Raw genomic sequence first — 23,928 nt, 5'->3', positions numbered from 1 at the left:
TGGATGATTATTTTTTTAACGTTTTCCTTCCGAACGCCACGGCCAAAATGATGATCAACCCTTTAATAATCATCTGCTGGCTTACATCAAGCCCCATGATGATTAATCCATTGTTTATTGTTCCAATCATGATAGAACCAAAAACGGTGCCGATAACGGTTCCGACTCCCCCGAATAGGCTTGTTCCGCCAAGAATTACAGCAGCAATAACGGATAGTTCGTCGCCTTCACCAAATGTAAACCTCCCGGAATGCATCCGGCCGGCATATAATAAGCCAGCAAATCCTGCCATTAAACCGGAAACTAGAAACACAATAAATTTAATTCGATTCGTTTTGATTCCTGTATATTTGGCAGCAATTTCATTTCCCCCGGTTGCTAGTGTCTGCCTGCCAAACGCGGTTTTTTTCAATAAAATATGGCCGATAACTGTAATCACAACTGTCCAAATCAATAAAATAGGAATCGGTCCGATATCTCCTGAACCAAATAAATAATTAAACGTAGAATGGACAATCGGCACTGGTGCAGTATTTGTTATCCACATCGCCAAGCCTTTTACCGCTTCCATCATCCCAAGCGTAACTAAAAATGAGGGGATGGCGATCTTCGTAACTAGAAAACCGTTTACTAATCCAACTAACAAACCGGTTCCTAATCCAGCTGCCAGACCCCCGATCAAGCCGAAGCCAGCTTGCAGCGCTAATGCTGCTGTTAAAGAGGATAACGCCGTAATAGATCCGACAGAAAGATCAATTTCGCCCGTGCTAATTACAAAAGTCATCGCAACTCCCATAATCGAAATCATCGCCGTTTGGCGGGCGATATTCAATAAGTTTGATGTTGATAGAAAACCATCGTCATATAACGTAACGGAAAAATAGATTAACACTCCAATAAAAGCTATATATACAATATAATTGCGCCAATCAAATGCCATTGATCGTTTCGAAGGACTTAGGTTATTTTGCAACTGATCTTGCTCATTAAATTTAATGTCCTTGGATAGCATGCTGGAGAACCTCCTCTGAATGAATTTCCTTTCTTTTTAGTTCTTTCACATTTCTTCCTTCATGTATTACTAGAATTCGATCACTTACCGCTAACAGCTCCTGCAGCTCAGAAGAAATGACGATGATTGATTTCCCGCTGTCAGCTAATTCACGAATAATATCTATGATTTCGGTTTTTGCGCCAATATCTACACCGATCGTAGGCTCATCTAAAATTAATATTTCAGGGTCATTAGCAAGCCATTTCGCTAATACAATTTTCTGCTGGTTGCCCCCAGACAACAGCTTTGCTGTTTATAAAAATATGATCTGTTTTAATATTTAGTCTTTTTACAAATTTTTCCGTTATCATATTAGCCTTGCGATGGTCGATGAAAATTCCTTTTTTTAATTTTGATAGAATCGGTAAAATCGTATTTTCTTTCACACTATAATCTAGAATTAACCCCTGCAGCCTCCGGTCCTCTGGAATAAGTGCTATGCCGGCATTAACCGCATCTGATGGACTTTTGATTGTATGCTTCTTGCCTTTTATATAAATTTCACCTTTATTTATTGGGTCAATGCCAAAAATGGCACGCGCTAATTCAGATCTTCCGCTCCCCATTAATCCAGCAATTCCTAAAATCTCTCCTGAGTAGAGCTGAAAGCTGATATCTTTTACTTTGGAGTTGGAAGTTAAATTTTTGACTTCTAAGACTGGAGTTCCCTCTGTCGAATAATATCTTTCTTTCCATTCAAACGATTTATCTAAATCATCCCCTACAATATGCTGAATGACAGTTTCCATATCGATTTGATTACATTGTTCAGTTGCAACTTTTTTTCCATCACGTAAAATGGTAATTTTATCGCATATTCTAAAAATCTCGTCCATACGGTGTGAGATATATATGATAGAAATACCTTTCTTTTTTAACTTATTGATGATTTTAAATAAAACATCTGTTTCTTTTTCCGTTAAGGATGATGTAGGTTCATCCATAATTAATATTTTTGTCTCATGCGACAAAGCTTTTGCTATTTCAGTCATTTGCCAGTACCCAACACCAAGATCTCCGACGATATCCTTTGGATTGATGTCAATTTCCATTTCCTTGAGTATTTCTCTTGTTCTGGCTATACTCTTTTTATCATTAAGTATCCCGATTGCATTTTTTGGCTCTCGAGCTAAAAAAATATTCTCAGCGACAGTCAGTGAAGGGATTAAGCTAAATTCTTGAAAAATCATGGAAATATAATTGTTTTTCGCATCGTTCGCATCCTTAATCGTTACTTTGTTTCCTTCAATATATATTTCACCTTCATCAGCTTGATAGACGCCTGTTAATATTTTCATTAATGTGGATTTGCCGGCGCCATTTCCCCCCATTAATGCATGAACTTCACCTTTGTTTAAAGTAAAATCAACCGAGTCTAAAACTTTGATGCCGTTAAAATATTTTGAAATTCCTTTCAATGATAATAAAGGTTTGTCCATTTTGATCACCTTCTTTTAATTTGAGGCTACTCAAAGCAAGAGTAGCCTCAATAGTTGTTCTTTCATTTCAAATTTACCCATATCCCTTTTTCAGCTGATTCTAAAATCGCATCACAAATTACGGCAATTTGATAGCCATCGTAGAAATTCGGCGAAACTTCAGTATCTTCTACAATGGATTTTATGAAATCATAAGTTTCGATAATTTTTGTTTCGCCATACCCTATTCCCAACGCTGGGATTGGCCATAATCCTTGACCGTACGGATGCTCAGGACCGGTGTAAATTGTTCTAAATCCTTTGCTGTCGCTTGGATCATCAGCAAAGCAAACTTGCAGCTCATCACGTCGTTCATAGTTGAAATATAATGACCCTTTTTCTCCATGGATTTCAAATGTCAAGAAATTGTTTCTTCCCCATGCATTACGTGTTGCTTCAATACTGCCGATGGCACCGTTTTCAAATTTTACTAACGTTGTAAATTCATCATCAACGTCAACCTGACCTTTAGGAGCCTCTGCCTCACCTTTGACTGTGCCGAGTTTATCAACTCCGCTCGTTTGAATCGGTCTTTCCGGCACCCATGTTTTTGTTACTGCCATGACATCTGTGATCTCCCCAACGAGATACCGCGCAAAATCAATTACATGTGTTCCAATATCTCCGAGTGCACCTGAACCTGCAACTTTTTTTTGGAATCTCCAGGACAAAGGTGATTGAGGATCTGCGGACCAATCCTGCAAATACGTTCCGCGAAAATTCAGTATTTTTCCAATTTTTCCTTCTTCAATATATTTTCTTGCTAAAGCTACGGCTGGCGTTCTTCTGTAGTTGAAAGCCACCATATGTTTAACTCCTGCTTCTCTTACAGCATCCAGCATCCTTTTTGCTTCTTCAGCATTTCTAGCCAACGGTTTTTCGCTTATTATATGTTTGCCGGCCTTTGCCGCTGCAATGGCAATTTCAGCATGAGTATCATTAGGTGTTACAATATCAACAATATCTATATCAGGATCTTCTATAACCTCTCTCCAGTTAGAAGAATAGCTTTCAAAACCAAAACGCTGAGCTGCCTCTTTTGCTAATTCATCCGTAACATCGACAACCGTTTTGCGATGGGGGATTCCAGGAGCAGGCCAGAAAAACATGGGCATACCTGCATATGAAAGCGAATGGGCTTTCCCCATAAATCCAGCGCCGATCATTGCTATGTTAAACTTTTTCATAACCTTACCTCCCATTGAGTTTAAAAAATGAATAATGATTATTTTGCTGCACTCTGAATAGAATCTGGTGCCTCTTTATGGTAAACAAGCTTCCATGCTTCAAGAACATTTTCTTTTGTGACTTTATAAGCTGGAACTGCCACATACGGAGGGGTTTCTTTGCCTAACAATGCATATCCAGCTAAAATAGCTTCTGAAATTCCTTGGTCATACGGAAGCTGCGCTCCTAATCCTTTTACAATACCGTCAGAAGCAATTTCCAAAGCTACATTTGTTCCTAGATCAATGGTCGTAATAACTAAATCGTCACGCCCGGCTGTCCGTGCTGCTGCGAGTGCACCTTCAGCAGGTACATCCCAAACGACAAACAAGCCGTCTAAATCAGGATTTTTCGTTAAAATACCCGAAGCCACTTTTTCACCATCGTTTGGATCTGTTATTCCGCCTCGTGCAACAATCTCAATATCAGGATATTTTTCTTGAATTGTTTTTTCGAAAGCTTCTGTACGCTGTTTCGTCACAAAGAAATCAGCATCGTGAAAGATAACTCCAATTTTCCCTTTACCGCCCAGTTTTTCAGCCATAATTTCAGCTGCTGCAACTCCATTTCCGTAGTTATCTGCTGAAACAACACTCACATAATCTTTTCCATGTTCTAGCCCTTGAGGCGCATTATCCATGAAAACTAATTTTACGCCTGATTCAGCAGCTTTTTTATAAGCCTCAGCGGTAGATACCGGGTCTACTGGAATACTGACAATAATATCCGGATTTTTAGCAAGCACTGTTTCAATATCCGAAACTTGTTTTTCAGATTTAAAGTCTGCATCCGTTACAGCCACTACTTCTATTCCCATTCTTTCAAACGTTGCTTTTAACCCGTCAATTTGGGCGGTTGACCAGTCGTTCCCTGCATAATGCATGACAATCGCCGCTTTATAGTTTCCTTGTTTTATTTTTGCTATTTCCTCTTCGGTCAGCTCCAATGTTTTGGCGGAAACTGCTGTTTCCCCGTGCGGGCCTTTACTTAAAATTAACTGATTATCTGAAATTTCCTTATTAATCGTGATAGGTCCTGATGCAGGAGCTTCAGATGATGATTTGTTTTGATCAGAAGAGCTATTTTCATTGTTTGATTTGTTTTGATTACAACCGACGAGAATAAGGCTGCTAATTATTGCAAATATGGAAAATATCGCGAAAATTTTTCTCATAAGCCATCCCCTTTTCATAAAATGTTACAAACCAATATTTTTTAAATAATTTCTGCTGATTTCTGCACCTTGTTTTGGATCCGAATAGCTGTCTAATTCTATCGTGATCCAGCCGTCATAATTAGATTCTTGCAATACTCTCGTCATCTCTTCAAAATTTTGGTGTCCTTTTCCTAATGGCAAAAATTGACCATTATCATAATCTTTAAAGTGGACATATTTGATTCTAGATGAGTATTTTTTGATAATTTCGATTGGATCGCCTCCGCCTGCCTCAAGATGCGCCGTATCAGGACATAGATTAATAGTTGTTAAAGGCATCAGCTTATCTAATTGAGCAGGTGATTCTACGATCGTACCCAGGTGAGGATGATAACTTGGGATTAAATCGTACTTTTGGGCAATCTCCACAACTTTATTTAATGCATTTGCCAAATGAATGTAATCGTTTTCTAAAATCCCGTTTGAACGTACAGCTCCCCCGCCGACAACTAGATGATTGGCGCCTAATTCGGAAGCAAATGCTGCAACCTTTTCAATTTTCAACATTTCTTCTTCCAAAATATCTGGAAAAATAAAATTTCCGCCTGTATACACCGCCACAAAATCTAAAGAGTACTCGTTCATTAATGCTTGAAAATCTTTTTTTCTATCTACATATTGCATCAAATTTCCGTCAAAAATTTCAAAACCTTTATAACCGGAAGCAGCTATATCTTTTAATGCTTCTTCTGTTGATCCATTTGCCAAATAGTAAAGATCTTTAATTGACGTAACCCCTGCCGGATGGCCAACAACACCGCCCCAAGTATTGGTCTGGTAGCCTAGCTTCATTTTTACCCCTCCTAATTCTTTTACATGTTCATCAGTTGCTTTTTTACCCCATTCGTATTGAAAAGCTTCCATCACCTCCCATAAAATGAAATCGATTACATTAAAATGAAAAAAATCAGGGGAATAAGGCGTATATTTTTGTAATCCATTACATTTTAATCATATCTTTCTTCTTCTCTTTGCATGTCTCGCGAATAACCAGTTGATCTTCTAATATATATTGGCTTTTTTCCAGCTTATCTTTCTGAATAAGTTTTATTAATAATTCCATCGCTTTCTGACCTATCTCAAACATAGGCTGTGAAACAGTTGTTAGCGCAGGTTCAAAAATAGATGCGAATTTAATATCGTCAAAACCAACTATTGAGATATCATCTGGAACTTTCAATCCTTTTGCTTTGATCGCTTTTATCGCTCCAATGGCCATTTCGTCGCTTGACGCAAAAACAGCAGTTGGCGGTTCAGTAAGCGCAAGCAGTTTTGTCATTAAATTAAAACCGCTCTCAAATGAAAAATCTCCCTCTTGAATTAAATTCGGTTCGATCGCAATATCATGCTGCATCATTCCTTGCTTGAAGCCCTTTAAGCGGTCTCTGCTCAATATTACGTCCATTGGGCCTGATAAAAATCCTATTCGTTTATGGCCCAAGCTGATCAAATATTCCGTAGCTTTTCTGGCACTGCTAATATTATCAATAGAAACAGTTGGAATATCCGATCCCTCCAAATATTCACATGCGAGCACCACTGGGAATTCATGAGAAATCTCCTCTAATAAATGAGATTCAAGTCTTGCGGTCAACAAAATCATTCCATCTGCTTTTTTCTGGCGCAATATATCTAAATAGCCTTTTTCACGCTCTAAACTATTCCCGGTGTCGCCCAGAAGGACCTCGTAATCGTTTTCAATCGCTACTTGCTCTATCCCTCTCAATATTTTTGAGAAAAATGTATTTGTTATATCAGGCACTACAACAAGAACCGTTTTTGTTTCTAAGCGTCTCAGCTGTCGAGCCAATAAATTTGGTTGATAATTCAGCTTTGTTGATTGCTTCCAATACTTTTTCAGCCGTTTCTTTTTTGACGTTCCCAGAATTGCTTAAAACTCTGGAAACAGTAGCTGTGGACACATTTGCCATTTTTGCAACATCGCTAATTCTAACCATATCCAGATCTCCATTTCCTAGATAAAAATCCTTTGGCTGTATTATTTTTTATGCTAGATTTGTAATCTAGTGTAATCGATTACAAAATAAAAAGCAATACTTTTTCTACTTTTTTAAAAATTAATTGTTTGTAAAACTTTATTAGCGTTAAAAGGGAAAAAAGGTTTTTAGAATAAAAAACAAATTGTTATATATTCCGAGGCGGCATTTTAAATGATTGACAAAGTCAATTCTTCAAACTACGCAACACATTGTATCCGATGGCAAATATCCAATCACAGCAATAACTGAACCATTGGGTGCCAATAGTAAAAAACCGGGCTTCTGGTCATAACAGGTAATCCAATATTATTCATCCAGACAGTTTAGCAGTCTTTTTTTCAGCAAAATGCAGATGTAAAGTGTAAAATATACTGCCAATTGCAAGAGACATCCAGCATACATGCACGTGTACAGTAATGAAATATTGAAAAACAAAACTCGAACAACTCTCCAATCAAAAATTAGAATTTTTTATTTATGAATGCCCATTGGATCTTACTATGAAATAATTTGAAATCGACATCGCCTTAATCTGCAATTAAAGCCCCAAATTTATCATTCAATTACCGCTCATTTAACTTCATTCAAATGCTAAATGAACAGTTACCGATAGACGGCTGAATGACTTTATTAAAACAGAAAAGAGCCCTTGATGCTTTATAGCAAGGGCTCGTTTTTCCACTGAATTATGCCGGTACCGCATAAATAATATATCGCTGTGGCGCATTTCCAATATAACCGAACGGATAGCATGTTGTTAACGTTAAAACTTCGTTTGGAGCAGTAGATCGGATCACTGTTCGATCATCGGCATCAACAATCTCTGTTTCTTGAATCAAATATGTGAAACGACCATACTCCATTTCAACAATGAGTTCATCTCCAATTTTTAAATCGCCAACATTGCGAAAAACTGTATCCCGATGTCCTGATAAAACGATTTGGTCGTTTTGCCCAGAAAAAGCAGTGCCTCTGTAATGACCGACGCCTTTCTCCAATTCGTCTTCATCCGTCCCCTCAACGATCGGCAATTGTGCTTTAAGTTTCGGGATGTGCAAAATGCCAATCACCTCGTCCATTTTCGGTTGAAAGTCGCTTGGTACAACTTCGCTTCTCTCCTTTTTCTTTAGACCTTCTGCACCAACAAGCTGATGGGCTTCCTTCAATGCCTCATTTTGTGCGCTGTGCATTGACCATAACTTCCATCCGCCATATGCGACACAAAACAAACCACAGCTAATAAACAAAATGGGCAGCCAATTTTTCACATGCATCCTCTTCCTTTAATAGAGACTGTTGTTAATTATTTTACCATAAAAAGTCGAGAAGACATCCGCTTCATTTTGCGGAGAAAACCAAAAAATAAAATAATCGGACCCCAGCTACTGTTCTTAGGGAAACCTGTTAAAGCAGCCCATAAAAATGCTAGGCGTCGGTCTGTTTTCAATTGATCTGAAATAAGTAAAAAAAGTAAGAACGTCTCAAGGGCAGAATTTAAAATTGTTGTGAAGGACAAAGGGGCTTGTCTATAAGACTTTTTCGGCTTATAGACGTGCCCCTTTAAAATTTTAAAAACGTTGATATTTGATGTTTTTTGTTTTCAATGGAGATTTGACTGTCTGAACAGCCCCAATATTGTCTATATTTCTTCAAACCCACATTAATTGACAAAAATGAAATTTGGCTCGTTCAAATATTTTTTTAGCTCGTTCAATGCTTTTTGTGCCAACACTCCGTCCATAATCCGGTGATCATAACTGAGCGATAACGCCATCATGGATGCAATTTCAATCGAATCATCGACCACAACAGTTTTTTTCTCGATTCGGCCGATGCCAAGAATACACGATTGCGGATGGTTGATAATCGGTGTAAACCATGCGCCGCCAGCTGATCCGATATTCGATATCGTACATGTAGAGCCTGTCATTTCATCCGCTTGAATGGAACCATCTCTTGCCTTTAGGGTAAGCTCGTGAATTTCTTTAGCAATTTGAAATAATGTTTTTTGGTCTGCATGCCGTATGACCGGCACGACAAGACCGCGGTCTGTATCAGCAGCAAAACCGATATGGTATTGTTTCTTCAAAATGATTTCTTCACGTTCTTCATGAAAGGAAGCGTTTAATTGTGGATACTTTTTCAAAACGATCGTCAACGCTTTCACAACATAAGCTAAATAGGTGAGTTTGATTGCTTCCTCTTCCGCAAACGATTTTATGCTTTGCCGATGCTGAACAAGCTTAGTAACATTCGCTTCATCAAAATGTGTTACATGCGGAATCGTCTTTTTCGAATGAACCATTGAACGTGCAATGAGTTTGCGAATGTTTGAAAGCGGAATATATTCATCTTGTACCGAATTGGTCTTTGTTTCTTCCTTCTGATGTTTTTGCTGATTTTCCATTTCAAGCTGCTGATTTTTGCGCCTTTTGATCACGGCCTCAATATCTTCTTTTAATATTTTGCCGTTTGGACCCGATGGAATTACCTCTTCAAGATTCACTTGATGTTCTCTTGCAAATTTGCGCACGGATGGCGCGGCAACTATGAATGAAGAATTTGTTTGCTTCTCTTTTTCCCGCTTCTTGTACTCGTTGCGAATATCTTCTTCCGATACTTTCCCGTTTAAACCAGTCGGCTCCACAAGCCGCCAATCCACCCCTAGCTCTTTCGCTAATTTCTTCACTCGCGGCGTCGCCCTTTTCTCGACCTTTTGCTCCGTTGCTATTTGTTCTTCCGATCTTTCATTCGTTTCTTCTTGTTTTATGTCTGGCTGCCCGTCGCGTTCAGCTGTTTCAATTGTTGCAAGCACTTCGCCGACAGATGCTGTATCTCCTCTTTTTTTACGGATTTCCTTCACGATTCCGCTTGCAGGTGCATGCAGCTCCGATACCGCCTTTTCCGTTTGAACTTCAACAAGTATGTCATTTTGCTCCACCTCATCCCCTTCAGACACATGCCAAAATGCAATTAAGCTCTCATTATATTCTTCCGACAATTGCGGCAATTTAATTTCAATAATCATGTTGGCCTCCTGTGAAAGAAATGGTAGATTTATTCATTAACGAGTTTTATAGCTTCTTGATAAATTTTTTCTGCATTCGGTAAAACAAACTGTTCAAGCGGGCGGCTGAAAGGAATCGGCACATCTGGTACAGCCAATCGTTTGACCGGAGCTTCTAAGTCATACAAGCCTTCCTCTGCAGCTATGGCAGCAATCTCCGCCGTCATGCCGTATGATAAATAATCTTCATCTACTACAAGTAATCGATGAGTCTTTTTAATGGATTTCAGGATTGTTTCACGATCTAACGGGACAAGTGAACGCAAATCGATGACTTCTGCTTCAATTCCTTCTTGCTCCAGCTTTTTGGCAGCCTCAAGCGCATGATGAGTCGTCATTTGAATCCCTACAATTGTTATATCCTTCCCTTCCCTAACAGCGTTTGCTTTTCCTAACGGCACCGTGTAGGCTTCTTCCGGAACATGACCGACTGATGCGTCTAATTGATCCATCCATCCTAAGCCTTGCAATGTTTTATGGAACATAAAGACTACTGGATTATCATCCCGAATGGCTGAAATCATCATCCCTTTTAAATCATATGGAGTGGATGGAGCCACCACTTTCATTCCCGGCAAATGCGCAAACGTTGCATACAAAGTTTGAGAGTGCTGAGCAGCATCACTGTACCCTCCGCCAACAGCGGTCATCAGCACGATCGGCAGCTTCACTCGACCGCCCGACATATAAGGGATTTTTGCCATATGGTTATAAATTTGATCCATGCAAACGCCAAAGAAATCGACAAACATCAATTCAACGATCGGCCGCATTCCTTCGGCTGCTGCGCCAACGGCCGCTCCAATAAATGCAGTTTCAGATATCGGGGTATCAATCACTCGATCTGATCCAAATTGTTGAAATAATCCTTCTGTCGATCCGAAGATTCCCCCGTAAACCCCGACATCCTCCCCCATGACAAACACGTTTGGATCCCGCTCCATCTCCAATTTAATCGCTTCCGCCATGGCTTTATTTCCCGTTAATAAGCGCGTTTTTGTTCCTTGCACAGCTTATAACCCCTTTCCTGTTTATTTACGAAACGTATAAATCATTTAAAGCATCTTCCGGATTCGGATAATTGCTGCTGCGTGCAAATTGATAAGCAGCGTCTACTTCCTGTTTTGCTTTATTTTCAATGATGTCAAGATCGTTTTCCGCTATGTTTTGTTCAGAGATTAATAGATTTCGAAGGCGGACGATCGGATCTTTATCCCGAAGAAGCGACACTTCATTTTTATCTCTATACAACTCCGGATCCCCTTGGAAATGTCCCAAGTAACGATATGTTTCAATTTCAATAATCGATGGACCTTCGCCTCGTCTGGCGCGTTCCACTGCTTCTTTTGATACTTCGTACATGCTGATCGGATCGTTGTCTTTGACGTAATATCCTTTAATGCCATATGCAGCTGCACGAACATCGTTAGATGCTACAGATGTCGATGCTGTTTTCGGAACAGAAATTCCGTACTGATTATTTTCAATCACCACAATAAGAGGTAAATTCCAAAGTGCTGCCATATTTAATGACTCATGGAAAGCTCCTTGATTGGCAGCTCCCTCTCCAATAAATGAAACCGCAACCCAGTCTTTCCCTTTTTTCTTAGCAGCTAAAGCTGCTCCAAGAGCGTGTGGGATTCCTGCTCCAACAATTCCTCCACAGGAAAACTTGACATCCGGATCAAACAAATGCATATGTCCTCCCTTGCCTTTGCCAAGCCCGGTTTCTTTTCCGAAAATTTCAGCCGTCATTTTATTTAGGTCAACGCCTTTCGCGATGGCATGATGATGAGGCCTGTGCGGCGACGTAACCGTATCTTCTTTTTTCAAATGAACACATATGCCGACGGCTGCCGGTTCTTGCCCTGTTGCCAAATGCATCTCGCCAGGAACAGGACCCGCCCCAATATTGAAAACCGGATTTTTCCCTTCAGAATAAGCTTCTGCCATTTTGTCTTCGTAATAACGAATTTTGTACATGTTTTCATACATCCATAAAAGATCATTTTTAGAAATTGCCAATGTATTCTCTCCCTTCTACCAAAATAGAAAACGGTTTCAAATAGTTAAATGCAAAAATTGTGCCAAACTACATTTTTTATGATTGATATATTTAGTTTCATTGAAAATGAATAAGATTTTTTATGCTACACAAAAAACGTCCCGTTTTGGGACGCTTTTTAGAGACACAATGATACAATTTGATACGAAATGAAACAAAATGATATTAATAAGGGATTTGAAATCTTTGCATTTGCCGATAAAAAGTGCTTCGTGATATCCCTAAATATTGCGCAGCTTTTGTGATGTTGCCGTTATATAGACGTAAAGCTTGCAAGATCGACTGCTTTTTCATTTCATCTCGATGAATAAACACCGTTTCCGATTTTGGCTTGGAGTCCGTTTTTATAATTTCCTCAGGCAAATCTTTAATAGTTAAAACAGGCTTCGTCAATTTGTTTAAAGTTCTTTCTACTATATTTTGCAATTCTCTAATGTTTCCCGGCCAATGATAATGTATTAACGCTTGAAAAAAATCCGGTTTGATTTCAGGAAAAGGCTTATTTAACTTTTCACAATTTTTTTCAATAAAATGATGAACAAGGAGCGGTATGTCTTCTTTTCTTTCTCGCAATGACGGCAAAGTGATCGGCATGACATTAAGCCGGAAAAACAAATCCTCCCGAAAGCTGCCTTTTTCGACCTCTTCCCGAAGATTTTTGTTCGTCGCTGCGATGATGCGAACATCAACAGGCAAAACTTTATGCCCGCCGATTCGCACCACTTCCTTTTCTTGTATGACTCGTAAAAGCAATACTTGCATTTCCAAAGACATTTCTCCAATCTCATCTAAAAAAAGCGTACCGCCATCGGCAAGCTCAAATTTTCCTGCACTTCCCCCTTTTTTCGCTCCGGTAAAAGCACCGTCCGCATAACCAAACAGTTCGCTTCCTAATAAATCTCGAGGAATTCCGCCGCAATTGATGGCTATAAAAGGCTTATGTTTTCTGTCACTTTCATTATGGATCGCTTGTGCAAACATTTCTTTTCCCGTACCGCTTTCTCCTAAAATTAATACATTTGAGTCCGTTTTTGCTGCTAGCTTCGCTTCGTTTACTTTTTGGAGAAACTGGGGATGCTTCCCGATCATATCAGAAAAAGTGATTTTCGCCTGATTGCCTGATAAATGATTAATAAATTGTCTTATCTTTTGAATCTCTTTTATAATCATCATTGAACCGATCCATTGGCTGTCTTTATAAATGGGGAGTTTATCAACTAGAACATGAAAAACTTTGTTTGACTGTTTTATTTTTAAGTGCAGTTCATGATTTTGAAGATGTCGAGGGCGATTGGAAATAATCGATTTGTTGCTAAAAACTTCGCTGATCTTTTTCCCTTCCAGGCAAGAATGATTCAATTGAAGCAGCTTTTTTAATTGATCATTCACTTTAATAATGAGCCCTTCCGTATCGAAAATGAGGATGCTCTCTTTCATATTATTGGTAGTCGCTTCAAGAAATCTTTGCATCATAATGTTTTTTTCTGTCTTTTCAATCAGCTCCAGTTGGTACTCAATCGCTTTCACTGCTGACACTACCATTCCTAAAGTATGTGGATGCACTTTTTCATATGGGCCTGAAACATTTAATACGCCGATTATCTTTCCTTTTGAATCGTGAATGGGCGCAGCCGAGCATGTCCATGCCTGGCAAATTTCCGAATAATGCTCCTCAGCATATATTTGTACAGGTTGATTGATCACAATCGAAGTGCCGATTGCATTCGTTCCCATTGCTTGTTCACTCCAATCAGCACCTTCCACAAATTGAATATCAGCTGCCATCTTTAACGTATCAGCGTCGCCAATTGATTTTAACAACTGTCCCTTTTCGTTGCAAAGAATCACTAAAAAACCCGAGCCCTTTACGATTGAATACAATCCTTCCATAAACGGAACCGAACATTCAATTAAAGGCTTGTAATGGTCTATTTTGATTTTTTTCATTTGACCGTATCGTTGAAAAGGATCAACATTCATTTCTTTGGAACGAATCCATGAATCCTTTACAATGGGAGATAATTTTTCGTCGAGCTTATTTTCAAAAATAAAGCGCTTCCAACATTGTTTGACATACTCTCTTTTCTTCATCATAAAACACCTCCTTCAATTGTTGATTAAAGCTTTTCGTCCAATCGCATCACATGCCAGCTTACAATGTTTATCGAATTTTTCTAATATTCTCCTATATTGTAGCATTACAAAAAAGCTATGAGAACTAGCGATCCACTGAATGAAGCTTCTTTTATTTTTGAAACTTTTTAAACCAAAAATGCTGGAAATCCCCTTTCTTACCTCTAGTCAAGTATTTTTTATTAAATAATTTGGTTAATATAGATTTTATTTTGGAAGGAAGGGGGACCCCTTCCTTCCAAAATAAATTTTCGCATGACAAATAGACCTCACGATTTCCATTTTTTTCGTCAGGTCTTTGTGATATAATCTTACTTACGATTACTGATGCATTGTTGCCTTTTCGTAATCGTATTTCAGATTATGTGTGATAAGGTGATAAGCCGATTTCAAGAACTTATTCACGCATGCTATGGACGCAACTTTATGAGGTTTCCTCTGGGGTTGCGTTTTTAATTTATCATAATAATCTACAATATGATTTTGTGTGTTTTTCCGTAGTTGGATCATGGTCTGGATCATGTAAAATAGAATCTTTCTAAGTTTGTTATTTCCTCTTTTATTAATCTTGTCTTTATAAAAGGTATTCCCAGATTGATATCTCATAATATCAATACCGACGTAAGCATTCAGTTGTTTATGGTTTTTGAATCGTCGAATATCTCCTAATTCTCCAATTAAACGAACTGCAGTCGTTTCTCCGATTCCTGGAAATGAAATTAAAATCTGATACTCTTGTTTATCTTTCGATAATTTAACCATCTTTTGGACAAGTTGATCTCTTTTCTCCTTCAAGTCTGCAATCCGTTTGGCATAATCCCGCACTTGTTCACAGCGAATATCATCTTTTGAAATTGCTGGATACGCTTCTTTTGCTGCTTCGATTAAAGCGATCCCTTTTTCTTCAGCACGTGCCAATGATAAGTTTTTTCTTGTGTTGGCTTTTAAACGATTACGAATCACTGTTTTTGAACAAACTAACACATGATCCGGATGAGGGTATAATTGAACGACATTCAAAAATAAAGCAGAACGTTTACTGAATAGCTTTTCTAACTCGGGAAAACTCAATTGTAGAATCGCATGTAAACGACTATATAAATGCGTCATTTCACTACTTAATTCATCATAATATCTCGTCATTGCACGCATTTGTTTATAATATTCCCCTTCTTGATAAGTTTGTTCACGTTCAACTCTAAAGTGAGTTTTCGCAAGTTCATGAGCGTCGCTTTTATCTGTTTTTTGTCTCCTCATTGAAGCCATTTGAATATTCGCTTCGAGTGGGTTAACTCGATAATACATATAACCTTGATCACCTAAGAATCGTTCTAGTGGTTTTGAATATACGCCTGTTGCTTCAAAGACAATATCAGGTGCCTGTGCATCTTTTTGTGTTAAAGATATAAGGGTTTCGTTTAATTTCTCGAAAGAGTAGCGGTTATGGGTTATTTCACCCTCATATTCGCATTGACGATAACGGTCATAAATGACCATTGTACTTTTCCCCATACTGACATCAAATGCCACTACGTGTTTCATATTTTCTGCCTCTCCTTTTTAGCCAAACATAGAAGTTCTTCACATTGCCTTATTGATTCCATTTTCTTATACACGGTCTCTTCGGACCCAACATACTAAACTGATTCAAATAAGGATGTGAAGTTGGTCTGTTTTTAATACGGACTCTATTTGGTCCCAGGGGATGTTCGACCTTCCTTCACTTCTACTATAAAAAAATAGTAGCACAAACCTTGGCCTAGGTCTGTACTACTAATGTTAGTATGTTTTATTTTTTCAATCATGAGAAATTGGGGCGCCCTTCTTTTGATATCCCGCAAATACAGAAATTTACAGTTGCCGATCGTACTGGACGCATCGACAAAATTGGTCATAAAAAAACCGATTCCAAAAGATTGGAATCAGTCTTTCTTGCTGCTGCACGGAAGGCCAAATCATTCTCTTTTTTCCGTTATGCATATGTTTGGAAATTGTATTACTAGTTATTAACTTGATCGAATGGTGATTTGGCAAAGCCCTGTTCTTTCTAAATGAAACGGCTTCATGGCATTTAAACGGTAATTCTTAATGTTTAAAATCAGTGATTTTTTAGTATGTTTCATAAAAAAAGACGAAACGACGTTCCAACGATCACTTTGAAAAATGCCGCCGGTTCTTCTGCATATGTAGGCAGAACTCCCTATTGTGAACAAATATTGATCAGTATGATGATGTTTTTCAAACGTCTTCCTTCATTACATAACAACTGAATTGAGCTGATAAAAAATATATACAATGTAGGAATGTGGGCAGCTATAAAAGAATAAAGGTTTTTGGCAATGGGAAAGAAATATAATATATTGAAATAATAAAATGCTCTATATTCTGGGAGGATAACATAAAGTTATAACGGGGGAACGTGAATCGTATTAAAACGATCATAAAAATTATTGTGAAAAAATTATCATCGGAGCTGTCCTATTCATTTATATTATGTTTTCTTTCTCCTTTTCTTTCGTTAATTGTTTTAATTTGTTGGACAGCTCCATAAACCAATTTTCATCTTTTGTTAACAAGGCTAAATCAATTAATGCTTTAATCTGCTCTTCATTTTCTATTGGAGATACGGGCAATTTTTTTACCCAATGATTTAATGTTTCAACTGTTTTACCAACGACGATTTCATTGTCGCAAGCCATAACTTTTACTCTTATAATCTTTTGTGATGAATCTATCGTTTCAACATAACCGTAAATAAATTCGCCGCTTTTTGTTTTTCCTTTTACCCAATCCCCTACTTTCACTGGCAACTGATTGATTCCTTCCATTTTATACACCACCACTTGCAGTATTATAGAGATCTGTTTTGAAATACTAAATATCTATGTTGTTAACAGAAATTATTACATGATAATAAAGGGAACGCAAACAATTTAACCTGGGAAATAATAAAAATTTTAAAATTCCATTTTTTCAAATATATAACTTATAATAAATGTTTTCATATTTATTGCAATAGACAAACGTTCAGCACATTTGTTCCATGTGAAACATTATCAGACAGCCGGCTCAAATTTTACCTGTTGTGCGGCAAATCGTTATTGAAGGAAGGTGCAACTTTCGGCTGTCCTTTCGTTTAAAGATGAAAACATTCTACCCTTTGTGATCAGCTGAGCAATAGCGAGAAAAAAGTTTTTTTAAAATAATTCTTCATGCAAATGAACCTTTACATGCTCTTCCTGAAGCATGTACACAATCGACGAAGGAAGCCCGTTAATACATCTTTTCCAAAGCTGGCGCACGATCTATCCACAAGCAATCTCATACTGTATTTCCTATTTAAAAAACAAAAATTTCCAATTATCTGCTTCCCACTCTATGATAAGAAAAACTATTGCATTTCTTCCGTCTTTTCCTTATTAAGTATCACTATGAATCTACAAAAATGAACATTTAGCATTTATTGATTTAAATAACCTTTTTTGTAGTCGGTGATGTTGGAAAAGGCGGCACAAATTCACTTAATAAATATTCATAAATTGCTTTTTCAACTGATAAGCCACTTTTTGTGATGCCCATATTCCCAAAAAGAACATTAAACTCGAGAATATAAAAATGCCCTCCGCTTATCAGCACATCAAAGCCGGCATGATTAATGTTCAATTGTTTCGAGACATTCAAAACAAGATCACAAGCTTCTTGCGGTATAAATTTAAAACAGAGGCTTCCGCCTTGGGCAACATTGTGGAGAAACTCCCCTTCCGCCCCAACCCGCCAATAGGCGGTGAAAATATCTTTTCCAATGACACAAATGCGTAAATCTTTTCCGTCGTTTTCTAAATATTCTTGTACGTACAAAACATCATTTTGATTAGCATATTGATAAAAATCATACTCATTTTTAATTAAAAAGGTTCCTTTTCCCATTGAATTCCGGACTTCCTTTGCAACAAATGGGAACGGGAACGTTTCTAATACTTTTTCGATATTGCTTGGGGTGCTCGCCAATATTTCCGTATATGGAACATGCTCAGGCGCCACCGTCCAAAGCGCTCTCGTCATTTCTACTTTGCTAAAGCCCAGCTGCAATGATTCAATGCTTGGGAAAATTTTTTTCTTTAATCCGTATACTAGAGCAGGGGCTTGCCACGTCTCAGGAAAAAGAACAATATCCGCTTGTCGAATGGTTTCTAATTCTTTAAACATATTGTCAGGCTTTATATAGTGTACACCTGGAATTCCAATGGTCCGGTATGCATTAAAGGAAACCATTTTCATAAATTCGTGACCACACTCCAAAACATATAACAATTTTCTAAATAAATAATAGAATCTTCATGAATTTTTCGCAAATAAAATTTTCAATAGTTTCCCCTTTCAAATGCCGTGAGAAATTTTTTACTTCATTATGGCATCTTGAAAGGACGTAGAACAGGCGGATGTTTTTTTGCTATTACTTCGACTCTGAAGCGGAAAAAGGGAATCCCCTTGTTTTTATTTATAGTGATCCCGCCAGTGCTGCCTGAGAAAGCGTATCACCATTGCTCCCGGGGCGCAGGCAATATTTTATGATCTGCCATTCCGTCATTACTAAGTATGTGAGAGAGGCGCAATCGCAGCAACGACTTGGATGTCCTTCTGACAATTATGGACGAATCCAGTCAGTATTCGGAGCGTGATGTATGCGACCAATGTAATCGAACAGACGATCAAGGAGATTCGGAAACGTTTGAAGTCGATGTACAGTTTGAACTCAAAAGCTGAGGAAAACAATTCAGGATTTTAATGAGAAATAGCGGAGAGAAAGCTTCAAGAATTTGCCGAGGCTCATGAAGGGATAGCCGTCATCCGCCAGCTGTTTTCTAGTAAAAATTGTAAACATATACAAAAGCCAGTATAGAAAAATGAGCTGTTTTTCTATACTGGCTTCATCTTATTAGGACTTATCGAACCGTCCCTATATTAACTAAATAATGTAAAAAGGGGCATATAAGGAACACCGCTTTTCCACACATAAGAGTAAATATTTAGTCTTATGTTTGGAGACAATCTCCTTCTTTCAGCTGAATAACATTTTAGTGATACCTTATCGAATGGGTAATGTAAACATAATTATTACCCCCGTTGCCGTTGCAAAATACTGTTCTAAAAACCTGATACACACTAACACATTTTCAATTTGTAATGGCTATCTCATAGTTACCTTCTGCGTGAGAACGTTATTGCCCGAACCTAAGCGCAAACGGATATAGGCTTCATACGCCGAAACATTTGGATTAATGCGCATCATGATCGTTTTCTTTGCTTTTCCATTTTCATCTGCTGTCAGTTTGCCGATATTGAAATAACCGTAAGTGATTGGCCATGTTCCATCCTCAAATTGGATTTGCGAAATGCTTTGCCCGCCTGACAAATATATTTGAATTTGTCCATTTGCTACTGCTTGGCCAGGTGTTAAACCACTCATCACCACTGCTACCGGAAATGGTATACCTCCGAGCGGAATGAATTTCGGTGTTAACAATTGATATTTTTCTTCACCGCCAGGCGGCGTCTCAACAATTGACTGACCGATATTGACTGTTTTGGTGAAGACGTTGTTTCCAGCCCCTATTCGAAGGCGAATATATCCTGTTGTTCCGTCTTGTACCGTTGGGTTAAGTCTCATTGTCAGTACTTTTTCCGCCACACCATGCTGATTAGCTTGAATGCTCCCAACACTTTGATAACCGTAAGTGGTAGGCCATGTTCCATTCGGAAGCCGAACTTGCGAAATTGATGTACCACCTTCTAAATATACTTGAATTTCCCCATTTTCAATGACTTGTCCCGGTTTCATATCTGTTAATTTGAGTGTTACTTGAAAAGGTTCTCCGCCAGTTGGCAAATATTCAGGGGTTTCAATGTTATATTTAATATCTTTTGGAGGATCCATTTCCGAGCCAAATGAACCGTCAGCAAATGTCGATTGATCATACCAAAGATAACCTTCATTCGGTGAACGCCAAGGCTCCGGCTTCAGCTCCTCAGAATGCTCTGGGGTCTCCATTTCTAATATTGGTGAAGGTTGATCAAGCGGTATATCAAGTTCAGAGAAGGTCAGATAACTTTCTTTATGAGACAGCCATTCGACAATTTTCATTAGCAATTGGCCATTATCTTTTTCAGTAAATCCGTCGTACGTTCTCTTGACTCCTCCGTGTTCTTCATTTCTATATTTAGGGGTGCTGTCTTCCACCACAGAAGAGTCGCCGATGAAAGCGGCCTTTCCTCTTTCCTTTTTTCCTATCGCTACAAAGGGCCCTTCATGAATTCCGCCGCCAAAATAAACCCCTTCGTCAACTGCATTGCTCCATTTGTTTTCTTCTACAGTAAGCCCATCAGGCAAATAAACAATCCCTTTAGCAATTTCAGGATTCATAATAGCCAGTGTAGAACCAGCATGAATCGAAATTTCATCAATGCCACTCGTTATACCAAAGGATTCATCAGATGGTATAATCACATTTGCTGTTGTGTTATCTATCGAGTTAAAACGAAATCTTACACCAAATTCTTCACTTAGCCAATCGGTGCTTTCAACACCAGCCATTGCAGCTTGTTCACCTTGATCCATTCCTTTTGTTGGATTATCAAAAGCCCCTCTGCGCCAACCATTCATAATTTCATTTGAATCCCAACGGTTAAAATTTCGGTCGGCATTATAGTGGTCGGCAATAAAAAATACGCCTCCCCCTTGTTCTGCAAACTCGGCAATAGCATCTTGTTCAGACTTCTTAAAAGGAATTTGTGCCTCTGGAATAATAAAAACATCATAACCTTCTAAATCCTCCAGAGTAAGTGGATCTAAACTCCGATGCTCCTTCACTGTATATCCCGCTTCAAGCAATGCATTGGCAAAATCGGAAAATGCACCATCAATCACCCAATCGGACTGGCCTGCTGTTTGCCCATGGCTGTTATCAAACAAAACTTTCTTGCCGTTCGGATCGCTAGGAACTAAGATTGGGGCCGGATCATTCGGACCTTCTGCACTTACAGTTACGTTTTCCAAAGCAAAAATAAAAAACGCCAATACTGCCACAAGGCCCTGCAACAGCATCTTTCTCATAATTACTCTACCTCCATAATTTATTAACTCAACGAGGCAAAAGCCTTTTATTGAGTTCAGCCACTATTGCTGGAGCTTTCGATATACATTGCTGCCTTATGAGCATCTGCTAAACCACCTTCTTGCGCAAATAGCCGGAAATGATATCGACGATCGTAACCATGGCAATGATTCCTAATAAAATAATACCGACACGACTCCAGTCGCGAGACTGCATGGCAAATATAAGCGGTGTACCGATTCCGCCTGCACCGATGATTCCTAAAATGCTTGCGGAACGGAGGTTAATTTCAAAACGATATAAGGTGTAAGAGATAAACCCAGGAATGATTTGTGGAACAACGGCAAACCACAGCGTTTGCAAGCCGCTTGCTCCTGTTGCTTTCAAAGCTTCAATTGGTCCGAAATCAATATTTTCCACTTCTTCTGAAAACAATTTGCCAAGCATCCCGATGGAATGGAGTCCGAGCGCCAACACACCGGCAAAAGAGCCAGGGCCTACTACTTTAATAAATAACAACGCCATCACTAGTTCCGGAAATGTCCGGATAAAGCTTAAAATAAATTTTCCTGTTCCTGCCGCAATCTTCCCTTTCGTCATATTGTTAGCAGCCCAAAAAGCAAACGGTATACATAGAAAAGCTGAAATAAATGTGCCTAATATGGCAATCGCTAATGTATCTAATAGCCCTCGGAGCAGATCTTCGCCTTCGGGCAAGTAAACATATCCCCAATCAGGAGAAAGAATGCCGGATAAAATCGCTTTTGTAATTTGGCCGGCCGTTTCTTTAAATCCTTCTATTGGAATACCGGATAATGCCCATATATAAATAACAGCCAACAACACATATATACTCCAAAGCATGAACCGGTTCTTTTTTGGTTTAACTGGTCTTGCAACACTCTTCATAATAGTTTCTCCCGCAATTTAGTACTAATATAGTCGATCAACAAAACAACCATTAATGTAAAAATAATGATTGTACTCACTTTGTCGTATTCAAGAAAACCTAATGTTTTATCATAATATTCTCCGATTCCTCCTGCTCCCACTAGTCCTAATATAGCTGCAGCCCTTATATTAATTTCAAAGGTGTAAAGAACATAAGAGACAAAGTAAGGGGACACTTGCGGAACGACAGAGTAGACGATCCATTGAATTTTATTGGCGCCAACTGCCGTCATCGCCTCCAATGGGCCTTTATCAATACTTTCCATCGCTTCATAAGTTAATTTCGCAATAATGCCCATTGAGAAAACAGCTAATGCAAATATTCCTGGTAATGGCCCCAATCCGAAAATCGCAACAAATATAGCGGCTAAAAGAAGTTCAGGAATGGTACGAATTAAATTTAAAATAAATCTGAACGGGTAATAAATCCAATTGCTGGCAGCGATGTTGCTTGCGCATAACAAAGCAAATGGGACCGCAAGCAAAGCTCCCATCGTTGTCCCAATAACCGCCATGCGGAATGTGTCAAGCATTGCCGGAACAATATCATCAAAATATGACCAGCTGGGAGGATACATTTGTACAAGCAAATCAAACATATTTGGAAACCCTTCAACAAAATCGATGAAAGAACTTTCCGTTTGATAGGCGCTCCAGCCGATCAGCAGCACAATCAACGCTGCTGTCAAGTAATGCTTTATTTTAGTAGGTGCTTTAGGAATTTCTTGTTTAGTTAATCGATTCATATTTAAACTCTCTATCCGTTTCATTTATTCCCACCTCAAAAGGCTTTCCATATATTTCAGAAAACCGTTTATCTGTCGCTTCCCTAGCAGATCCGTCAAACACAATTTGTCCTGCTTTCAGGCCGATGATCCTTGTGGCATATTGTCTAGCTAAATCGACCGAGTGCAGGTTGACAACAAGCGTTATTCCTAACTCTTGATTGATCTTTTTTAAATCATCCATTACTTGTTTTGTTGTCAAAGGATCTAAAGATGCTACAGGCTCATCCGCTAAAATGATTTTAGCTTTTTGCGCCAAAGCTCTAGCAATCGACACTCTTTGCTGCTGTCCTCCTGAAAGCTGATCCGATCTGGTGTACGCTTTTTCAAGAATATTCATTCGTTCCAGAGCATTCATGGCCAAATCCACATCTTCTTTTGGAAACCATCCCAAAACGGTTCGGAGAGTAGAATGGTAGCCAACTCTTCCAGATAAAACATTTCGTAAAACAGTCGACCTTTTCACTAAATTAAAATTTTGGAAGATCATCCCAATGTCGCGACGGATGCGGCGGAGTTCCTTCCCCTTTGCTTTCGTGATGGATTTCCCGTCTATTGTTATTTCTCCGGAACTAATTTCATGCAATCTATTAATAGAACGTAGCAACGTTGATTTGCCAGCGCCAGATAAACCGACAATCACAACAAATTCCCCTTTTTCAATTTTCAAATCAATATTTTCCAATCCTACTACACCATTAGGATAAATTTTTGTAACACGATGAAATTCTATCACTCTGCATACCAACCTTTTTTAAATATTTATCTAAACATCCCGACGTTGCTTTATCTATTCATAGAGGATTAGCCAGTACGAACGATTCGCCTGGCTATATTTTA

At 38.6% G+C, this 23,928-nt stretch carries 18 protein-coding genes and 2 pseudogenes; 1 reads left to right on the top strand and 19 read right to left on the bottom strand.

Translation table 11 applies throughout. The features are described 5' to 3' along the window. Nucleotides 1-7 precede the first annotated feature (7 nt). From ACVIJU_RS02520 to ACVIJU_RS02450, 15 genes and pseudogenes are all read right to left on the bottom strand, one after another. Nucleotides 8-1,012 (bottom strand): ABC transporter permease, encoded by a 1,005-nt coding sequence (locus ACVIJU_RS02520; RefSeq protein ID WP_130156905.1) that lies wholly within the window; start codon nucleotides 1,010-1,012, stop codon nucleotides 8-10. Next, nucleotides 993-1,295 carry an ATP-binding cassette domain-containing protein gene (locus tag ACVIJU_RS02515; RefSeq protein ID WP_456687209.1) on the bottom strand — a complete coding sequence of 101 codons (303 nt, stop codon included), beginning with the start codon at nucleotides 1,293-1,295 and terminating at the stop codon, nucleotides 993-995. Before ACVIJU_RS02515 ends, ACVIJU_RS02520 begins: the two co-directional genes overlap by 20 nt. Next, nucleotides 1,246-2,493 (bottom strand): sugar ABC transporter ATP-binding protein, encoded by a 1,248-nt coding sequence (locus tag ACVIJU_RS02510; protein ID WP_456687208.1) that lies wholly within the window; start codon nucleotides 2,491-2,493, stop codon nucleotides 1,246-1,248. Before ACVIJU_RS02510 ends, ACVIJU_RS02515 begins: the two co-directional genes overlap by 50 nt. A 62-nt stretch (nucleotides 2,494-2,555) precedes the next feature. After that, nucleotides 2,556-3,719 (bottom strand): levoglucosan dehydrogenase, encoded by a 1,164-nt coding sequence (locus ACVIJU_RS02505; RefSeq protein ID WP_063389101.1) that lies wholly within the window; start codon nucleotides 3,717-3,719, stop codon nucleotides 2,556-2,558. Nucleotides 3,720-3,757: 38 nt separating this feature from the next. Next, nucleotides 3,758-4,933 (bottom strand): substrate-binding domain-containing protein, encoded by a 1,176-nt coding sequence (locus ACVIJU_RS02500; protein WP_327859078.1) that lies wholly within the window; start codon nucleotides 4,931-4,933, stop codon nucleotides 3,758-3,760. 24 nt (nucleotides 4,934-4,957) lie between these two features. Continuing rightward, nucleotides 4,958-5,839 carry a sugar phosphate isomerase/epimerase family protein gene (locus tag ACVIJU_RS02495; RefSeq protein WP_456687207.1) on the bottom strand — a complete coding sequence of 294 codons (882 nt, stop codon included), beginning with the start codon at nucleotides 5,837-5,839 and terminating at the stop codon, nucleotides 4,958-4,960. A gap of 76 nt (nucleotides 5,840-5,915) precedes the next feature. Continuing rightward, a pseudogene (locus ACVIJU_RS02490) lies at nucleotides 5,916-6,933 on the bottom strand (LacI family DNA-binding transcriptional regulator). 728 nt (nucleotides 6,934-7,661) lie between these two features. Next, nucleotides 7,662-8,243 (bottom strand): class D sortase, encoded by a 582-nt coding sequence (locus ACVIJU_RS02485; RefSeq protein WP_222422786.1) that lies wholly within the window; start codon nucleotides 8,241-8,243, stop codon nucleotides 7,662-7,664. Nucleotides 8,244-8,635: 392 nt separating this feature from the next. Further along, the gene (locus ACVIJU_RS02480; protein WP_446651373.1) at nucleotides 8,636-10,003 is read right to left on the bottom strand and encodes a 2-oxo acid dehydrogenase subunit E2; all 1,368 of its coding nucleotides are present in this window, start codon (nucleotides 10,001-10,003) and stop codon (nucleotides 8,636-8,638) included. Nucleotides 10,004-10,032: 29 nt separating this feature from the next. Then, entirely contained in the window at nucleotides 10,033-11,052 is a 1,020-nt protein-coding gene (locus ACVIJU_RS02475) for an alpha-ketoacid dehydrogenase subunit beta (protein WP_456687206.1), read from the bottom strand. A gap of 25 nt (nucleotides 11,053-11,077) precedes the next feature. Next, entirely contained in the window at nucleotides 11,078-12,067 is a 990-nt protein-coding gene (locus tag ACVIJU_RS02470) for a thiamine pyrophosphate-dependent dehydrogenase E1 component subunit alpha (RefSeq protein ID WP_456687205.1), read from the bottom strand. Between the two features lie 205 nt (nucleotides 12,068-12,272). Then, complete coding sequence (locus ACVIJU_RS02465) at nucleotides 12,273-14,201, bottom strand: sigma-54-dependent Fis family transcriptional regulator (RefSeq protein WP_339198090.1); 1,929 nt, start codon at nucleotides 14,199-14,201, stop codon at nucleotides 12,273-12,275. 360 nt (nucleotides 14,202-14,561) lie between these two features. Then, a complete protein-coding gene (locus ACVIJU_RS02460) occupies nucleotides 14,562-15,782 on the bottom strand; it encodes an IS110 family RNA-guided transposase (RefSeq protein ID WP_063388609.1) in 1,221 nt (406 codons plus the stop codon). A gap of 944 nt (nucleotides 15,783-16,726) precedes the next feature. After that, entirely contained in the window at nucleotides 16,727-17,068 is a 342-nt protein-coding gene (locus ACVIJU_RS02455) for an IDEAL domain-containing protein (RefSeq protein ID WP_063389111.1), read from the bottom strand. Between the two features lie 640 nt (nucleotides 17,069-17,708). Next, nucleotides 17,709-18,518, bottom strand: coding sequence for an ATP-grasp domain-containing protein (locus ACVIJU_RS02450; protein WP_456687204.1), 810 nt, complete (start codon nucleotides 18,516-18,518; stop codon nucleotides 17,709-17,711). Between the two features lie 311 nt (nucleotides 18,519-18,829). On the opposite strand from ACVIJU_RS02450, the pseudogene ACVIJU_RS02445 reads away from it, so the two are divergent. Then, nucleotides 18,830-19,140, top strand: a pseudogene (locus ACVIJU_RS02445) (IS256 family transposase); the annotation flags it as partial. 288 nt (nucleotides 19,141-19,428) lie between these two features. Here the strand turns inward: ACVIJU_RS02445 and ACVIJU_RS02440 are convergent. The 4 genes from ACVIJU_RS02440 to phnC all read right to left on the bottom strand — a co-directional run bounded on the left by ACVIJU_RS02440 (nucleotide 19,429) and on the right by phnC (nucleotide 23,824). After that, a complete protein-coding gene (locus tag ACVIJU_RS02440) occupies nucleotides 19,429-21,351 on the bottom strand; it encodes a DNA-binding protein (protein WP_456687203.1) in 1,923 nt (640 codons plus the stop codon). A gap of 109 nt (nucleotides 21,352-21,460) precedes the next feature. Next, the gene (phnE, locus tag ACVIJU_RS02435) at nucleotides 21,461-22,264 is read right to left on the bottom strand and encodes a phosphonate ABC transporter, permease protein PhnE (RefSeq protein WP_375293581.1); all 804 of its coding nucleotides are present in this window, start codon (nucleotides 22,262-22,264) and stop codon (nucleotides 21,461-21,463) included. After that, nucleotides 22,258-23,049, bottom strand: coding sequence for a phosphonate ABC transporter, permease protein PhnE (gene phnE / locus ACVIJU_RS02430; protein WP_456687911.1), 792 nt, complete (start codon nucleotides 23,047-23,049; stop codon nucleotides 22,258-22,260). The genes phnE (ACVIJU_RS02435) and phnE (ACVIJU_RS02430) overlap by 7 nt, the downstream gene beginning before the upstream one ends. Further along, nucleotides 23,033-23,824, bottom strand: coding sequence for a phosphonate ABC transporter ATP-binding protein (phnC, locus tag ACVIJU_RS02425; protein WP_311066681.1), 792 nt, complete (start codon nucleotides 23,822-23,824; stop codon nucleotides 23,033-23,035). Before phnC ends, phnE (ACVIJU_RS02430) begins: the two co-directional genes overlap by 17 nt. Nucleotides 23,825-23,928 lie beyond the last annotated feature (104 nt).

This window comes from Aeribacillus sp. SP014 (assembly GCF_054055575.1).
The sequence above is the reverse complement of the archived record's forward strand: the minus strand, read 5'-3'. Positions and strand labels throughout refer to the sequence as shown.

Coding starts and splice junctions, on each gene's coding strand:
- ACVIJU_RS02460 (WP_063388609.1), bottom strand. CDS start 15,782: ATGAAACACGTAGTGGCATTTGATGTCAGTATGGGGAAAAGTACAATG.
- ACVIJU_RS02440 (WP_456687203.1), bottom strand. CDS start 21,351: ATGAGAAAGATGCTGTTGCAGGGCCTTGTGGCAGTATTGGCGTTTTTT.
- ACVIJU_RS02480 (WP_446651373.1), bottom strand. CDS start 10,003: ATGATTATTGAAATTAAATTGCCGCAATTGTCGGAAGAATATAATGAG.
- ACVIJU_RS02455 (WP_063389111.1), bottom strand. CDS start 17,068: ATGGAAGGAATCAATCAGTTGCCAGTGAAAGTAGGGGATTGGGTAAAA.
- ACVIJU_RS02510 (WP_456687208.1), bottom strand. CDS start 2,493: ATGGACAAACCTTTATTATCATTGAAAGGAATTTCAAAATATTTTAAC.
- ACVIJU_RS02465 (WP_339198090.1), bottom strand. CDS start 14,201: ATGATGAAGAAAAGAGAGTATGTCAAACAATGTTGGAAGCGCTTTATT.
- ACVIJU_RS02500 (WP_327859078.1), bottom strand. CDS start 4,933: ATGAGAAAAATTTTCGCGATATTTTCCATATTTGCAATAATTAGCAGC.
- phnE (WP_456687911.1), bottom strand. CDS start 23,049: ATGAATCGATTAACTAAACAAGAAATTCCTAAAGCACCTACTAAAATA.
- ACVIJU_RS02520 (WP_130156905.1), bottom strand. CDS start 1,012: ATGCTATCCAAGGACATTAAATTTAATGAGCAAGATCAGTTGCAAAAT.
- ACVIJU_RS02495 (WP_456687207.1), bottom strand. CDS start 5,839: ATGGAAGCTTTTCAATACGAATGGGGTAAAAAAGCAACTGATGAACAT.
- ACVIJU_RS02505 (WP_063389101.1), bottom strand. CDS start 3,719: ATGAAAAAGTTTAACATAGCAATGATCGGCGCTGGATTTATGGGGAAA.
- ACVIJU_RS02450 (WP_456687204.1), bottom strand. CDS start 18,518: ATGAAAATGGTTTCCTTTAATGCATACCGGACCATTGGAATTCCAGGT.